General features: G+C 59.1%; 13 protein-coding genes. 6 read left to right on the top strand and 7 right to left on the bottom strand.

All coding sequences use genetic code 11. The annotated features are described in order from the left end of the window. Nucleotides 1-10 precede the first annotated feature (10 nt). On the bottom strand, nt 11-1,453 hold the full coding sequence (gene treP, locus TU73_RS16985) for a PTS system trehalose-specific EIIBC component (RefSeq protein WP_057013191.1): 1,443 nt from the start codon (nt 1,451-1,453) through the stop codon (nt 11-13). 237 nt (nt 1,454-1,690) lie between these two features. Between treP and treR the strand changes: the two genes are divergently transcribed. From treR to TU73_RS29365, 4 genes are all read left to right on the top strand, one after another. Next, nucleotides 1,691-2,395 (top strand): trehalose operon repressor, encoded by a 705-nt coding sequence (gene treR / locus TU73_RS16980; RefSeq protein WP_057013190.1) that lies wholly within the window; start codon nt 1,691-1,693, stop codon nt 2,393-2,395. An 88-nt stretch (nt 2,396-2,483) separates the two neighbouring features. Beyond that, the gene (locus TU73_RS16975; protein WP_057013189.1) at nt 2,484-7,196 is read left to right on the top strand and encodes a membrane-targeted effector domain-containing toxin; all 4,713 of its coding nucleotides are present in this window, start codon (nt 2,484-2,486) and stop codon (nt 7,194-7,196) included. A 7-nt stretch (nt 7,197-7,203) separates the two neighbouring features. After that, nucleotides 7,204-7,998: an APH(3')-II family aminoglycoside O-phosphotransferase gene (locus tag TU73_RS16970; RefSeq protein ID WP_331713907.1), complete on the top strand. Its 795-nt coding sequence runs from the start codon at nt 7,204-7,206 to the stop codon at nt 7,996-7,998. Nucleotides 7,999-8,822: 824 nt separating this feature from the next. After that, on the top strand, nt 8,823-9,506 hold the full coding sequence (locus TU73_RS29365) for a TerD family protein (protein ID WP_231984765.1): 684 nt from the start codon (nt 8,823-8,825) through the stop codon (nt 9,504-9,506). Nucleotides 9,507-9,580: 74 nt separating this feature from the next. Here the strand turns inward: TU73_RS29365 and TU73_RS29015 are convergent, their stop codons facing one another. The 5 genes from TU73_RS29015 to TU73_RS16945 form a co-directional block, all read right to left on the bottom strand. Next, nucleotides 9,581-9,754, bottom strand: a complete 174-nt coding sequence (locus TU73_RS29015) for a hypothetical protein (protein WP_156421236.1) — start codon at nt 9,752-9,754, stop codon at nt 9,581-9,583. Nucleotides 9,755-9,761: 7 nt separating this feature from the next. After that, nucleotides 9,762-10,139: an MFS transporter gene (locus TU73_RS16960; protein WP_057013187.1), complete on the bottom strand. Its 378-nt coding sequence runs from the start codon at nt 10,137-10,139 to the stop codon at nt 9,762-9,764. 212 nt (nt 10,140-10,351) lie between these two features. Continuing rightward, complete coding sequence (locus TU73_RS16955) at nt 10,352-11,191, bottom strand: MBL fold metallo-hydrolase (RefSeq protein WP_057013186.1); 840 nt, start codon at nt 11,189-11,191, stop codon at nt 10,352-10,354. Between the two features lie 21 nt (nt 11,192-11,212). Continuing rightward, nucleotides 11,213-11,539 (bottom strand): hypothetical protein, encoded by a 327-nt coding sequence (locus TU73_RS16950; protein ID WP_057013185.1) that lies wholly within the window; start codon nt 11,537-11,539, stop codon nt 11,213-11,215. Beyond that, nucleotides 11,532-11,927, bottom strand: coding sequence for a hypothetical protein (locus TU73_RS16945; protein WP_231984764.1), 396 nt, complete (start codon nt 11,925-11,927; stop codon nt 11,532-11,534). Before TU73_RS16945 ends, TU73_RS16950 begins: the two co-directional genes overlap by 8 nt. 320 nt (nt 11,928-12,247) lie before the next feature. Here TU73_RS16945 and TU73_RS16940 point away from each other — a divergent pair, with 320 nt between their 5' ends. Together TU73_RS16940 and TU73_RS16935 are read left to right on the top strand one after the other, a co-directional pair. Further along, entirely contained in the window at nt 12,248-13,150 is a 903-nt protein-coding gene (locus TU73_RS16940; RefSeq protein ID WP_057013184.1) for a LysR substrate-binding domain-containing protein, read from the top strand. A 108-nt stretch (nt 13,151-13,258) separates the two neighbouring features. After that, entirely contained in the window at nt 13,259-13,741 is a 483-nt protein-coding gene (locus TU73_RS16935) for a M24 family metallopeptidase (RefSeq protein ID WP_231984763.1), read from the top strand. A gap of 232 nt (nt 13,742-13,973) precedes the next feature. Here the strand turns inward: TU73_RS16935 and guaA are convergent, their stop codons facing one another. Further along, complete coding sequence (gene guaA, locus TU73_RS16930; protein WP_057013183.1) at nt 13,974-15,551, bottom strand: glutamine-hydrolyzing GMP synthase; 1,578 nt, start codon at nt 15,549-15,551, stop codon at nt 13,974-13,976. Between the last annotated feature and the right edge of the window lie 68 nt (nt 15,552-15,619).

Genomic DNA, 15,619 nt, shown 5'->3' with positions numbered 1-15,619 from the left:
TGGCGGTGGATCAGGCGACCCGATACCCAGGCCGGACAATCTTCATGCTCAACACACAGGTCAGTACAAAGGGCACGACGATCGCGACGGCCATGCCGATCACAAACACCGGGATGTACTGCGGAACGATCGAGATGAACCCGGGCAAGCCTCCAACGCCGATGGCCGAGGCGGTGACCTTGTTCAGCGACAGGAAAATACTGCCCAGCGCCGAACCCAGCAGGGCGGCATAGAATGGAAATTTGAAGCGCAGGTTCACCCCGAACATCGCCGGCTCGGTGATGCCGAAATAGGCGGAAATCGCCGAGGTCGAGGCCATGCTTTTGTCCCGCGCATTGCGGGTCATGTAGAACACCCCGAGGGCGGCGCTGCCCTGGGCCAGGTTGGACATGACAATCATCGGCCAGATAAAGGTGCCGCCCTGGGTGGAGATAAGCTGCAGGTCGACGGCCAGGAACATGTGGTGCATACCGGTGATCACCAGCGGCGCATAGAGCAGGCCGAAGATCGCGCCGCCGAGCATCGGCGCCAGGTCGAACAAGGTGACGACGCCTTCGGTGATGAGGATGCCGAGGTGACGGGTAACCGGGCCGATGATTGCCAGGGCCAGCACACCGGTGACGACGATGGTGGTGATCGGCACGACCAGCAGCTGGATCGCATTGGGCACCCGCGCGCGCAACCACTTCTCGATGACGCTCATCACATAGGCCGCGAGCAGGATCGGCAGGATCTGCCCCTGATACCCGACCTTCTCGATCTGGAACCAGCCGAAAATATCGAAATACGGCAGGCTCTGCCCGTCGAGGCCGGCAACAGCCTTGCCGTAGTTCCAGGCATTGAGCAGATCGGGGTGTACCAGCATCAGGCCGAGCACGATGCCGAGGATTTCACTGCCACCGAAGCGCTTGGCCGCCGACCAGCCCACCAGTGCCGGCAGGAACACGAAGGAGGTATTGGCCATCAGGTTGATCAGACTCCACAGGCCGTCCAGGTTCGGATAGGCCTCCAGCAGCGTCTGGCCCTCGATGAACATGCCCTTGGCGCCCATCAGGTTGTTGATGCCCATGAGCAGGCCGGCAATGATCAGCGCGGGCAGGATCGGCATGAACACGTCGGAGAACACGCGCACCAGGCGCTGCATGGCGTTGGTCTTGTCGGCGCCTTTCTGCTTTACATCGGCGATGGTCGATGCCGCAAGACCGGTGACTTCACGCAAGGCGGCATAGACCCTTTCTACTTCGCCGGGGCCAATCACCACCTGGAACAGGCCGCCGGTAAAGAACGATCCCTTGACCAGGTCGACCTGGTTCAACGCACTGCTGTTGACCAGGCTCGGGTCCTTGAGCGCCAGGCGCAGGCGGGTCACGCAATGGGCAGCTTGCTCAAGATTGTCGCGCCCACCGAGGTTTTCGAGAATCTCGCGGGCGATAGTCGGATAGTCGTGGCTCATGCTCGTTTTCCACTGTGATTGTTTTTATGGGTGGCAGTCGTTGGCAGCACGCCGAGGGCAAAAGTACTCGTCTGTACGAGTTAAATCAACAACTCGTCTGTACGAGTTACACTTTTGTTTATTAACGCGAACTTCCCGTCAGATTTTTCCCCTGGCTATAGGGTTGCCCAATGGACAAACCCCACCTCTGCCACTAAGGTTCCTGCCTTGAATGCAAGCCGGGCATAGAGCCATCTCATGAGCAAATACAACCAGATCTACACGGATCTGCTTGCCAGCATCACCACCGAACGCCTGCAACGCGGTACGCGCCTGCCCTCCGAAACCGAGCTGATGGACGCCTACCAAGCCAGCCGCGGTACCGTGCGACGCGCCATCGAGCAGTTGCAGGAACGTGGCTTTGCCCAAAAGATCCATGGCAAGGGCACCTTTGTGTTGTCGCCCAACCCGATCGAGTTCCAGCTGGGCGGTATCGTCAGCTTCCATGAGACCCACGCCGACCTGGGCAATGACGTACGCACCGAGGTGGTTGAATTCACCCAGCTCCCATTGGAAGGGCCACTGCTGCAACACTTCGAGGCCGAGCCAGGCACGCTGATCACCCGTATCAAGCGGGTACGACGCATCGGCGGCAAAAGGGTGATCCTCGACATCAACCATTTCATCGCCGAGCTGATTCCCGGCCTGGACCGCGAGATCGCCGAACAGTCGATCTATGCGTTTATCGAGCAGACGTTGCAGCTGCAGATCAGCTATGCACAGCGCACCATCGAGGCACTGCCGCGCAGCAAGGATGACCAGGCGCACCTGGACCTTGACGGGCAAAGTCATGTAATCGTGGTGAGTAACCAGACGTTCTTGCAGGACGGGCGGCAGTTCGAGTACACCGAGTCGCGCCATACGTTGGACAAGTTCTACTTTTCGGATATCGCACGGCGCTGAGCACGGCCCCTTAGCCTAACTATGTAGCGCCCTCCCCACGCCGGCCTGGGGGAATCTCGCCCTTCACTTTTGAAGGATGAGCACTCCCATGAGTCCGAGCGAAACCCGCACCCTGCCCAACGCCGCCGACAAGGCAGCCCTCAAGGCCCTGGCCGGACGCGTGATCCAGGCTTGCCCCAGCCTGCACGATACGGCTCACGAAACCGCCCGCGGCATATTGAAAAAACACGGGGTCGAGAGCCTTGACCCGGACGAAGTCTATTACCACCGCTTCAAGGCTGCCCAAAGCAGTTCGCTGACCTTTACCGGCTGGGAACATGTCCTGGAAAAACCCTACGAATCGACGACCCTGACCGAGTTGGTGATTCATCGGTTCCGCGCCACCGATTACGACAACGCAGACCTGCTGGACCTGTACGGCGGTTTCTACACCAAAGGTCCGGAATACGGCGACTTCAATCAAACCAATGAAGTGCGCCTGCATGCCAACGAAGTGCTCAAGGACTTCTGGGCCCTCAAGTTCAGTGACCTCTACCGCGATAAACTCGACAGCTTCTGGCGGGACCACGCCGACGCCTTCCGCACCCAAGCCAAATGCAATTTCCTCAGCAAGGCGGTACAAGCCCTCGAACTCAAGCATCTGAGCGCCGAAGACTTCCACACTTGCATCACTGCCGTGGCCCCGCACCTGAGCTGGCCGGTCAGCCTGGCCATGTTGCAAACCGACGTGGCGCCAGGCCCCGATGCACAGGTCGCCGCCCTCGACCTGGACGGCCATGTCGCCACCAACCTGTTGCGCATCACTGACGCAGCCGGGCGACAAGTACTCTATGTGCCGGGTGATCAGCAAACCTTCAAAGTGTTCGAGACCGCCGCGCAATTGCACTGGTGGATGCTCGGGATCATGGACGACAAAAAGACCCGTGACCTGTTCCTCTGCCACTTCTCCCTGACTGACCGCGAGGCCATGACCGACGACATCAGTGACCTGATGAATCGCCTGGTGCAAACCTGGGGCAAGTCGGATCATCACATGATCAACCAGAAGAACCAGGCGGTCACCACGGACGCCTTCGGTTGGTTGCGGGACCGCACCCGCGCAGCGATGTATGACGAAGCCGAGCAGTTGCTGACCACCAATGCGCAACTGAGCAAAAAAATCTGGATCGGTTACCTGAGTGCCGGCCTCAAGATATTCGGGCCGCTGGCCGTCATCGGTTGGCCGGTAGCCTTGCCGGTGCTGGGTGCCAGCATCGCTAACCTGGCCCTGAACATCGACCAGGCGGTCAATGGCCGAACCAGTGCCGAGCGCAAGGCCGGGGTGACCGGTTCGGTGTTCAGTGCGATCGACACCCTGTTCAACCTGGCAGCACTGCATGGGCCCGGGCCCATCGCCGAAGTGGGTGCCGACGTCGACGCGGCGGAAGCGGCCGAGATGGCCAAGTACGACGAGGCGTTGAACCCCGAGACTGCCGAACCTGCAAGTCCTGCCGTGCCGGCGCCACCCACACTGCCCCAACTGCCCGGCGACGGCCTGGGGCAAATACCGTCGAGCTGGCGGCGCCTGCAAGGGCTGGACGGCGCCACGGCGATGACCGAAGGCGGACGTTTTGAACAGATCTACCGCATCAATGCCAACCCTTCAACCCTGATCAAGCTCAAGGACGCCGTGTTTTACGTGCGTTATGAAGTGGACGTGAACGGCGGCGGTACCTGGGCCATCATCGACCCGTTGAACCCGCATGCCAGCACCGGCTCACTGCCCGTACGCCTGAATGCCGAGGGCGAATGGGAGCGGGTGCTGCGCCCCTCCGAGGCGATGCGCGGCGGCAGCCCGATGGACACCCCGACCACGAGCACACGGCCGCCACTTGCATCCGACTATCGCCGGCCAAGTGCCTATGGGGAGCCGGGCTTTACAAACCCGTCCTCCAGTCTACCGACCCCTTTTGATCTGAAGAACCAGAGCAGTTTCGACATCGGCCTCGCCATGTCTGGCGGGCCGGACTACATCAAGCCGATCATCACCCCCACGGGCGAAGCTGGCAGTTTCAGCACCTCGGACTACTTCATCAACCCCATGCGGGCAAAAATCCTCAGCAGCGCGCGCAATTTCTTCTCCCGGCCATTTTTCGCCAGCGCCCTGCCCGAGCGGCCGGCACTGCCTGCCATCACGCCAGGCATGAACCCCGAGCAACTGATTGAAAAAAGCCTGGCAAATGCCGAGGGCCTGGTCATCGCCGAGAGCCCGAACCGGGTCGCCAGTACCTATCTATTGATCAAGCAAATGCCCAACCTGGCCAAGCAGGGCGTCAAGACCCTGTACCTGCACAGGTTCTACAACGACCTGCACCAATTGGACCTGGACACCTTCGCTCGCAGTGGCGTCATGCCCGACCGCTTGGGCAAGTATCTGCGCGAGCTGGACCCGACCAATATGGGCCGCTTCAACACCCTGGAACTGCTGCACGCCGCCCGCGACAACCATATACGCATCCAGGCCAGCGAATGCCTGGCCAACTACCTGCCCAAGGGGTCGGCCGTGGACGTGCAAATGTCGAAGAATTTCATCACCAGTGAAATCCTGCGCCTTGACCAGGCCAAAAACGGCGTCGGCAAATGGGTGGTGCTCACCGGAGCGCAAAACACCAACACCTTCAGAGGGGTGGCCGGGATCAGTGAAATAAACGGTGGGACCAGCCTGCGCATTACCGAGGAACTCGGCGGCGAAGGCAGTCAGATCAAAATCGCTTATGGACCCAAGGTGAACAACCTGTCCACGTTCGATCAGGTGAAGCCGCCGCTCAATGCGCTGGACACCGACCTTTCCCTGCAAGTGCCCATGCGTGAGAGCGAACAAATACACCCCTATATCTTTGAACAGAGAGACCTTGAAAGAGTCCTCAGCTCACCTGGCGACTGCGTCATGCAACAGACCCGTGATGAGCTGACGCTTATTCACCGCAACCGCCTGAACAACCTGGTACGCAACCGCATCCAGCACTCGGACGCCGGTTATTTCATTGATCGCGATGCCTTCCCAAGGCTCAATGGGGCTGTCTACAAGACGCTGCCTGAGCTGCGCGGCGCCCTGCGCGCAAACGGCCTCACGCTCAAAGGCCTGCCGCCGGCCAAGACGCTGGTTCCCGCAATAGAGCTGGAGCGCCCTGCCGTGCAGGCTGCCGTAGAAACCACGGTCGAGTCAGGCGCAGCCCTGGCACCTTCGGCCATTCCCACCGGCGCGGTGGAGGCCAGCCTACGGCCAGAAATCCCCCCATCGTGGGAAGCCAATGAAATCCTCGAAGGCCGCAACCCGGTCAGCGAGCCCGGCCGGGATCAAGGTATCTATCGTCTGGAGTCCAACCCGGCGGCGGCGATCCTGCTCAACGACACGCCGTATTACGTGCAGTACATCAATGACGTCAATGACGGCGGACATTGGGCAATCATCAACCCTGAAAATCCCTTCTCCTTCTCGGAAGCCATCCCGGTGCGCGTCAACGCACAAGGTGAATGGGAAGTGCTGCCCAGGCCTGGCCTGAAAGGCGGCGCCGGGCAACTCCTGAACCGGGTGCCTGGCCGCCGACCGGCGCCGACGGTGCAAAGCCCGGCCACCGCCTATGAAATACCGCCAGACTCGCGTCCCCCCCTGGAAAATGCCGCCGCCGGACCGGGCACTGCAAAATATGCCCTGAGCGACGAGGGCGTTAACCTCTTTGACAACGGCGCCGACCCGTACGCGCCGTTCAAAAGCAGAAGGCAGCAACTGTTCAAGGATGCGGTGGCCTTCCTGCGTCGGTTCCGTGCGGCCAATCGCCCACCCATTCCCTCGGTGCCAGCCAAGGCCCCCACGGCAACCTGGCTGGAGGCACTGCTGGAGGATGGCCGTGGCATCGTGGTCGGCGAAGCCCACAGCGGCGTGGGCAGCAAACAACTGCTGATCGAGCACATGGAGTTACTGGCGCAGAAAAACGTCAAGACGCTGTACTGCGAGCACCTGCTGCGCGACTTTCACCAGGCCGCCCTGGACAGCTTCTTCGAAAGCGGCGAAATGCCCGAGACGCTCAGGCGTTACCTGCAGAGCCTCGATAACGGCATGGGCACCGATCCGCTGGGGCAATACAACTTCATGGAGCTGATCAAAGCCGCCCGCGCGCGCAAGATCCGCATCCAGGCCATTGATTGCCTGGCCAGTTATCGGACCGATGGGTTTATTCCTGCCGTGACCGATAGCCAGATCGCCCGAGGAGCGCAACGCCACGCCTTGATGAACTACTACGCGAGTACCGTGATTCGCGCCGACCAGGCGGCCCAAGGTGCGCACAAATGGGTGGCGCTGGTGGGCAATACCCACGTCAGCAGCTACAAGGGGGTTCCCGGGCTGAGCGAACTGGAAGAAGTACATGGCCTGAGGGTAGAAGATGTTGCGCCCGGGCAATCCCAGGGCATCATCCCGGACCCTGGAATCCCGGCATCCGGCGAGGAAGGCGCGGTGAAAAGCGACCTGCTGTTTCAGTCGCAAATCCCCCGAAAACCTGCAACCGCCGCAGAGTTGGACGCCCTGCTGCAACGCTGCGGAACGTTTACCGTCGATTCGTCGTCGGTGTCGCCCATCCTGAAACATCGCAGCAAACTGGGAGAGCTGGTCTCTACGGATATTCGTAACCAGAACGGCTACTTCTTTATCGAGCGACCCAATTGGCCGAGCGTTAGCGGCAAACGCTTTGACAGCCTCAAAGCGTTGTTTGCCGCGCTTGAAGACATGGGTATGGTGATGGTTGGCAAACCGGCACCGCTATGAGCAACAGTTGAAACCAGGAAATGAGAACACCGTGAATATCCCGAGCAAATGGCGCGAACAGTTCCCCCATGCACTGATTGAACAACAGTCCATCGGCGAGTCGCGCGCAGACGTCTATCGACTGCGCGGCGAACAAGGCGAGGACCTGTTCCTGAAGTCCGAGCCCCTTGGAGAGTTCGCTGAGCTGGAGGACGAAATCGAGCGCCTGCGCTGGCTGCGGCAACACGGGCTACCGGCACCGATTGTCGTGGATGAGGTGATAGACAAGGATCGCCATTGGCTACTGATGAGCGCCATGCCAGGAAAGGACCTGGCGACGGTCGACGACCTGCCTGTGGCGCACATCGTAGAGATCCTGGCGAATGCCCTGCGCAAGCTGCATCAGGTTCCCATCGCCCTTTGCCCCTTCGATCACACCCTTGACCTACGCATCGCCACTGCCCGAAACCACGTCAACGCCGGCCTGGTCGACGAGACCGACTTTGACGATGAGCGACTAGGGCAAAGCGCCGAGCAAGTGCTGGACGAACTGTTAGCGACACGGCCGACCACTCAGGATCTCGTGGTCACCCATGGCGACGCCTGCCTGCCGAACTTCATGACAGCAGACGGCCGTTTCAGCGGTTTTATCGATTGTGGTCGCTTAGGCGTCAGTGACCGCTACCAGGACCTGGCCCTGGCAGCGCGCAGCCTTAACCAAAACTTTGGACAGGCATGGGTGGCACCGTTTTTCGAGTGCTATGGCGTAGAGCCCGATGAGCAGCGCATTGCGTATTACTGCTTGCTTGACGAGTTCTATTGAAGGGCTGCCGCGGCCCCAGAAATCAGCGGCTCGTAAGATATGGTCGCTTTCCGCCGTCTTCTGACGAAGCAGTTTGTTACCGTTGGGACACGCAGCAACCTGCCAAACAGATACAACCTTACGTAGAATGCCTGCGTGGCTATGGAACACCTTCCTTCTAACCTCCTATGACCTAGGGGTTTCGCTCTCCACACCGCGCCTGCGTCTTGCAGGCGTTTTTACATCCGCTGTAGGACCACGCAGCTCATCCATTACGGCGCCGAAGGGAGAAAATCAAGCATGAATCAAGATATGTTCCTGCGTCGCCGTAGCAAAGTCCACGTTCCGGTGGGCACTGGCGGTGCCACGCGCGCTCAGGTCGTATCGGCTGTCCGCGAAGTCGCAGCGTTCGGGTGTGTATTTTCAGAGCCTCTGATTGAGCAAATCAGCACATTGTCGCCGATAGAACTGAAGTACGGCGCGCGACGGAACCAGAATCGGTACTCGAGGCGTTCGAGGCGGTTGCGCCCCTAGTTTCCTCACCTGTCCTGCTTCAGTTACTGGCCCACGTACGTGCTCCGCGCCCCCTGCCCCTGCGAGCGTTCACACCGAAAGGCGCATTCGCCAAAGTCTATGGTATTGAGGATCGACGCGAACATCTCGCTCCAGGCGTATTGGCTCGTGCGGCCAGAATCTGCGAGGAGGCTCTTGTAACGCGTTTTGCACCGCTTGCGCCACTAGGCCGCTGTTTCATCGATCCAGCATTACGCGAATATAAGGTGCCGCTGGCGCAGCGGGCCTCATCGAAGTCGCTACGTACGCTGGTACGGGGCAGTCGGCTGCCTATGCCTGACACGCGTTTCATACGCCTGTTCCTGTGGTGGAAGAACGGCCATGGACGCACGGATATCGACTTGTCCGCCGCATTTTTTGACGCCAACTTCGTGTTCAAACAAACGGTGGCGTACTACAACCTGAAGGGCTTCGGCGGCTACCACAGCGGCGACATCGTCGACGCGCCCGAAGGGGCTTCGGAGTTCATCGACCTTGACCTCGACCTCCTCGTCAAGAGGGGTGTCCGCTACGTAGTCACCTCTATCAACTCATACACCGAGCAGCCGTATTGCGATCTTCCAGAATGTTTCGCTGGTTGGATGGCCCGTGCCGACGTAGCGTCGGGTGAAGTATTCGAGCCGCGTTCCGTGTTCGACCGTATCGACATCGCCTCCGACACCGGCATCTGCCTGCCATTCGTGATGGACCTGCAAGAAAGGCACATGATCTGGGCCGATCTTGGGCTCACTTCATCTGCGCGGTGGAACAACGTCCAGAACAACCTCAGCGGGGTATCGTTGATGCTGCGAGCGCTGGTACATACACCAAAGCCGGATTTGGAGACACTGTTCGATTTACATGTTCGAGCACGGGGAGAACGAGTGGCTTCACCGCAGCAGGCAGAGACGGTGTTTTCGCCTGATCAAGGGATAACGCCGTTCGATACGGATTTGATCCGATCACAGTTTCTCTGATACCTACAGCAATCTTTACCGATCATTAAAGCGACAACTCTTGCTTCGAAGCTTTCTGCCCAAAAACAAAAATGTCAGTCAGCGTAGGCGTGGCTGATATCGTGATCCAGATAGCGCATGTTGCCCTTCACCACGTCCCGAGCTTCACAGCGGGTCACATACACCGTCCGTCCGCCGGTCATTTCGATCAGCACCGGCTCCCCCCCTTCGGCTACGGCCAGGAAGCAGCGAAGATACCGAAGATCCATCGTTCACCTATTTATGAGTTCTTGCGCCCAGGAACGTGGGACGCCGCATCTGCCAGAGCATCCAGACGATCCCCAGGCCCACGGCAACCGCACCGACCCAGGCCGTGCTGGTCAGACCCATCGCTTCCAGGCTGGCCCCGCCTAGCAGCGAACCCAACGCGATGCCGCCATTGAAGCCGGCGATGTTCAGCCCAGCAGCCACTGCCGGTGCCTGCGGCGCGTAGATGTGCGACAACCCGATCACCCGCGCCTGCAAGGCAGGCACCGCCGCATAGGTCAGTGCACCGAGCAGGCCCGTCAGCAACACCATCAACGGCAACGACGGTGCCGATACCCATATCGCCAACAGCACGACGGCCAGACCGGCTGACGAAATCGACCGCATGGCCGGCGTCTGCCAGCACCCGATGCGGATGCGTGACCTTGGACAGATAGAAACCGCTGGGCGCCGCATCGGCGGCGCTGGCCGGCCCCTTGCGGTCGTGGCTGGTCAGGACGAAAAGAATACGTTGGGTCATCAGAAGCTCCTGCAAGCGAATCGAGCACACCGCCGGACACCTCCAACGGAGGCATGCGCGTAGGCATCTCGAACAGCCGCTAAGTTTCGTAGGAAATTTTATAGGTCTTGCCTAGCCGCTCGACATGTGCAAATCCGAGTTCGCCAAGGTGCATACCAGCGATAAGAATCTTATCCGAGCTAACAACATTCAATAGTTTGGATCGTGTTTCGGCGGAAAGAAGCGGATCTAGGTCGAATGCAATGGATACGTCGGGACGAGCAATCTGAATTTGGGGGAAGTGAACGATATCCCCCCAAACCAGCAGACTACGACCATTGGAATCGAGACGATAACCGGAATGTCCTGCGGTATGCCCCAGAAGGGGCATCGCACTAATGCCAGGGAGAACTTCGCTATCAGTAAACAGGCGCGTCTTCTCCCGATACTGATCGAACACCTTCCGAGCAAACAGGAAGTTGCCACGAGCACGCCCACTCGCTCGACTGAGATTGCCATCGTCTTCCCAGAAAGAAACCTCACGCTGGTGGACGACTAGCTCTGCATCGGGAAAGGCTGCTTCCCCTGAAGAGTCAAGTAGCCCCCCAACATGGTCGGGATGTGCATGGGTCAGAAGAATGGTGTCAATGTCAGCGGGCTGCACGCCAGCAAGCGCGAGATTCGCTATCAACTTTCCACCCCATTGCTTGAACCCACCAGCTCCCGCGTCGATGAGGATCGTGCGACCCCTTCCACGCACCAGGTAACAGTTGATGTGGATCAAGGATGGGTCGCTCACGCCTGCGTCCTGCTGCAACTTGGACGCCTCCATAGAATCGATATTGGAGAGAAGATCTAGACTTGCGCAAAGGTATCCGTCACTGATGGCCGTAATCGAAAAGTCGCCGATCTGCTGGCCCGGAAATTTCATGTCGTTCATTGCGGCACTCCTTGCGCGTCATCAGTTCCGCGCGTAGATGGCGGGGGACGAATAGCCGAAGCAACGGATGCGCGCCGTCAGCCCCGTATGGCGCTTTATGGCTTCATCCAGTCGCGCCATGAAGGCGTCCATGAGCGATGGCGTTCTGAACGGTTCGAGGCGGTACCTGATTTCCGCGTAAGCAGGATGCCCGCGCCCCTGGCGAGCAGCGACATAGATGACATGCACCTTGTCCAACGCAGCCTGGAGGACGTCGGTGCAAAGCCGAGCGCATTCTTCAGTGAGTTCCGAAAGATACGCTTCGGGCGGTATCTTTTCCGCCTGGATGAAGATCGTCAGGTTAGGCATGGTTGTACGCCTGCGTCTGCGGCACTGTGCCACCGTGGCTCGTCAATTGCGCGGTCATCGGGGCATACAGATGCACGCCCTTGGGAAGCGCATCCAAACCGAGACTCGTGGAGCTATCCAGCTTCGCCAGCCACCTGTTTTCAGGACACTTCTCCAATGCCACGGCCCACATCTGCTCAGGCGTGAGCCCCATCTCGATGAGCGGCTCGGGACCGACTGCGCTCACGATCAGATGTTCGCCTTCACCGATGGAAGGTGCACGCTCAAGGCCGCCGTAAAGATTGCGGTGCCAATCCGTGATGTGCTGCTGCCAGCGTGCGAAGTTGCCCCCGCCTTTTTGGCGATACTCATCGCCCTCAAGCACAGCCAGACCGTCGATCGAGTGCATGGCCAGGTACACAGGGCAACCAGCGCTAAACGCCTTGAAGCGCTGCGAAGTATGGAATCCGCTCACGGAAATAAGCGCCGGTAGCTTTTCCAGGCTATAGAAATCATTCCACTCTGCTTCGCTGGCTGGGTCGGCAAAGCTTCACTCGACGGTGTAGATCATGGATAACTCGCTACCAGACTTGTTGTACGTCCGGCCCTCTTTGTTGATGTCTCGTCATGGTATGACCTTGATCTCGCCGTATAAAACGATTATTCGGTATGCTTCAGTGACAAAAGATCAAGCTAAGCTGGATCGCCATCTTCAGAACGGAAACGCTCATGCGAAGGAAGATCCCCAGCAGCACGGTACTGACAGCATTTGAAGCCGCAGCCCGCCACGGCAGCTTCGCGCGCGCGGCAGAGGAACTGTCTTTGACTGAAGGAGCTATAAGTCGCCAGATTGGCCGGTTGGAAGCCTTCCTCGGGGTCACGCTGTTCGAGCGGGTCGGTAATCGTGTCCGACTCCTGCCCAACGGGGAACGCTATGCGGCCCAAGTTCGCGAATCGCTTGACCGCTTGGATCGGGACAGTCAGTACTTAATGGGGCAGCCGAACGACGGCGCGAGCCTGGACATCGCCACCATCCCGACGTTCGCGATGCGATGGCTCATTCCTCGCTTGGGACGATTCCAGCAGAAGCATCCGAACATTACTGTGCATTTGGCCGAGCGCATGGAACCCTTTGTCCTGGCCGGGAGCGGATTCGATGCTGCCATCCATTTCGAGCACCCAGCGTGGACGGGAATGCGGACTCACGAACTTTTGCATGAAGTGCTGGTTCCGGTTTGCCATCCTAAACTTTTGACAGGACGTAATCGAACAACCGCACTGGACGAATTACCGCGCCTTCACCGACGACAGAACCCTGAAGCTTGGCAACACTACGCCCAGGAGACCGGAAGCCCGTTGACCAATCCTGCAATTGGCGCACGCTTTGATCTCCATGGAATGTTGATAGAAGCCGCATTGGCCGGCCTCGGCGTTGCGCTAGTACCGCGTCTGTACGTTGAAACCGAACTTGTGTCAGGAAGCCTGATCGCCCCGTGGCCGGAGGGAAAAACCATCTCCAAAACCTTCTGCCTCATACTCCCTGGGCCCATCGGATTGGATAGAGAGCCAATACAAGCTTTTGCTCAATGGCTGCTCGACGAAGCGAAGAATGGAACAGCGGTTAAAGCGTAGGAAAGATCTTTTCTATTGTTATCAGGTAGAGGGGCTACGTTGCCGCCCGATCTCCCAACGAGAGTGTTTTAATCCAGCCTCGATGCGAGGTAATGCATCGTTGTCAAAGTGGAGTTGGTAGCCGCATCGCCACAGGCCCATGTAGCCCAGGCATGGACATTCGCGACCCCCAATGCAACTGAACAACAGCAGCAACTATTGATGACAGCTCGACCGGCGCTGCGAAAAGGTATTCCCCAGATTCGAGCTGGCGAGCGGTTAACTAACGTGGGCACTGCCATTCAGCAGGAGCTTGATGCCGACCAAGTGGTGGCCGTGCATGAGCTAGTGGGATACTCCATGGGCCAGATGCGGATTCAGAAACCTCAAAAGCTCGGTTATAAGAGCCCCGTCAATGATGAAACTCTGATGAAATCCGGTCAGGTGTTAAACATCTATGTGGTGGCGAAGTCAGGCACCTTCGGCGTGCGGTTCCAACCACCGGAGTTCCGGACCGTCCTTACCCAGGACGGCGCGGATAGCGTGATGCTTTCGGCGATGGTCGAGGTGACTCATGATGGGCACCGATTGCTGAGCAGGTTGATCGACTGAGTATCACAGGATGCTGTTATGAAACCTGTGGTACCCGTTCACTTACCAAGAAACGCCTTCACTCTTGATTTGGTCGCAGCCGATAACAGTGGCGAGGCCGATGGTGATTAATAACCCATACCAACACCATCGTGGAGACTGCCACACAGTCACTGCTGACATTTGCGAGGCTAAGCGTCCTCGATACCATGTCGGCATTACTTGCCCGCGACATGGTATCGATGGAGCTCTCTCACTCCCACTCAATAGTCGCCGGCGGCTTGCTCGACACATCATAAGTCACGCGCGAGATACCTTCGATCTCGTTGATAATCCGGCCGCTGACCGTCTCCAGCAGTTCGTAAGGCAGGTGTGCCCAACGCGCAGTCATGAAGTCGATAGTCTCTACGGCACGCAGCGCCACGACCCACGCGTAACGACGGCCATCGCCTACAACGCCCACCGATTTCACGGGCTGGAACACCACGAACGCCTGGCTGACCTTGTGGTACCAGTCGGCTTTGCGCAGTTCTTCGATGAAGATGTGGTCGGCGCGACGCAGCAGGTCGGCGTATTCCTTTTTCACTTCACCCAGGATACGCACGCCCAGGCCCGGGCCCGGGAATGGGTGGCGGTAGACCATGTCGTATGGCAGGCCGAGTTCCAGGCCCAGGCGGCGGACTTCGTCCTTGAACAGTTCGCGCAGCGGCTCGACCAGCTTGAGGTTCATTTCCTCAGGCAGGCCACCCACGTTGTGGTGGGACTTGATCACGTGGGCCTTGCCGCTCTTGGCGCCGGCCGACTCGATCACGTCAGGGTAGATGGTGCCCTGGGCGAGGTACTTGATGTTGTCCAGTTTGTTGGACTGGGCATCGAATACGTCGATGAAGGTGCGACCGATGATCTTGCGCTTTTTCTCCGGGTCGGACTCGCCGGCCAGGTTGTTGAGGAACTGCTCCTCGGCGTTGGCGCGGATCACCTTGACGCCCATGTTCTCGGCGAACATGGCCATCACTTGCTCACCTTCGTGCAGGCGCAGCAGGCCGTTGTCGACGAACACGCAGGTCAGCTGGTCGCCGATGGCTTTGTGCAGCAAGGCAGCCACAACCGAGGAGTCAACGCCGCCGGACAGGCCGAGCAGCACGTTGTCGGTGCCGACCTGGGCGCGCACCTGGGCGATAGCGTCTTCGGCGATTTTCGACGGGGTCCACAGGGCTTCACACTCGCAGATGTCGAGGATGAAGCGCGACAGGATGCGCCCGCCTTGCTTGGTGTGGGTCACTTCCGGATGGAACTGCACGCCGTAGTAACGACGCTCGTCGCTGAACATGCCGGCGATCGGGCAACTCGGGGTGCTGGCCAGGATGTGGAAGTCCTGCGGCATCTTGGTGACCTTGTCACCGTGGCTCATCCACACGTCGAGGCCGAACAGGCCGTCAGCGTCGATGTGGTCTTCGATGCCGTCCAGCAGGCGGCTCTTGCCAACCACGTCGACACGGGCATAACCGAATTCACGCAGCTCAGAACCTTCAACCTTGCCGCCCAGTTGCTCGGCCATGGTCTGCATGCCGTAGCAGATGCCGAACACCGGCACGCCCAGGTCAAATACCGCCTGCGGGCAGCGCGGGCTGTCGGCTTCGTGCACGGACTCGGGGCCACCGGCGAGGATGACGCCTTTAGGAGCGAATTCGCGGATCGCTGCGTCATCCATATCGAACGGGTGCAGTTCGCAGTAAACGCCGATTTCACGCACGCGGCGGGCGATCAGTTGGGTGTACTGGGAACCGAAGTCGAGGATCAGGATGCGGTGGGCGTGAATGTCGAGGGCCATGAAGTCAGTCTCGTCTAATGAATCAGAAACAACTCGGGGCTGAAAGAACAGCCCCGGTTACTTAACGT

The organism is Pseudomonas libanensis, assembly GCF_001439685.1.
GTDB classification, from domain to species: domain Bacteria; phylum Pseudomonadota; class Gammaproteobacteria; order Pseudomonadales; family Pseudomonadaceae; genus Aquipseudomonas; species Aquipseudomonas libanensis.
The sequence above is the reverse complement of the archived record's forward strand: the minus strand, read 5'-3'. Positions and strand labels throughout refer to the sequence as shown.

Excerpts from the sequence above, each read along its gene's own strand:
- treP (WP_057013191.1), bottom strand. The coding sequence starts at position 1,453 with ATGAGCCACGACTATCCGACTATCGCCCGCGAGATTCTCGAAAACCTC.
- treR (WP_057013190.1), top strand. The coding sequence starts at position 1,691 with ATGAGCAAATACAACCAGATCTACACGGATCTGCTTGCCAGCATCACC.
- TU73_RS16975 (WP_057013189.1), top strand. The coding sequence starts at position 2,484 with ATGAGTCCGAGCGAAACCCGCACCCTGCCCAACGCCGCCGACAAGGCA.
- TU73_RS29365 (WP_231984765.1), top strand. The coding sequence starts at position 8,823 with ATGCCTGACACGCGTTTCATACGCCTGTTCCTGTGGTGGAAGAACGGC.
- TU73_RS29015 (WP_156421236.1), bottom strand. The coding sequence starts at position 9,754 with ATGGATCTTCGGTATCTTCGCTGCTTCCTGGCCGTAGCCGAAGGGGGG.
- TU73_RS16960 (WP_057013187.1), bottom strand. The coding sequence starts at position 10,139 with ATGCGGTCGATTTCGTCAGCCGGTCTGGCCGTCGTGCTGTTGGCGATA.
- TU73_RS16955 (WP_057013186.1), bottom strand. The coding sequence starts at position 11,191 with ATGAACGACATGAAATTTCCGGGCCAGCAGATCGGCGACTTTTCGATT.
- TU73_RS16950 (WP_057013185.1), bottom strand. The coding sequence starts at position 11,539 with ATGCCTAACCTGACGATCTTCATCCAGGCGGAAAAGATACCGCCCGAA.
- TU73_RS16945 (WP_231984764.1), bottom strand. The coding sequence starts at position 11,927 with ATGCACTCGATCGACGGTCTGGCTGTGCTTGAGGGCGATGAGTATCGC.
- TU73_RS16940 (WP_057013184.1), top strand. The coding sequence starts at position 12,248 with ATGCGAAGGAAGATCCCCAGCAGCACGGTACTGACAGCATTTGAAGCC.
- guaA (WP_057013183.1), bottom strand. The coding sequence starts at position 15,551 with ATGGCCCTCGACATTCACGCCCACCGCATCCTGATCCTCGACTTCGGT.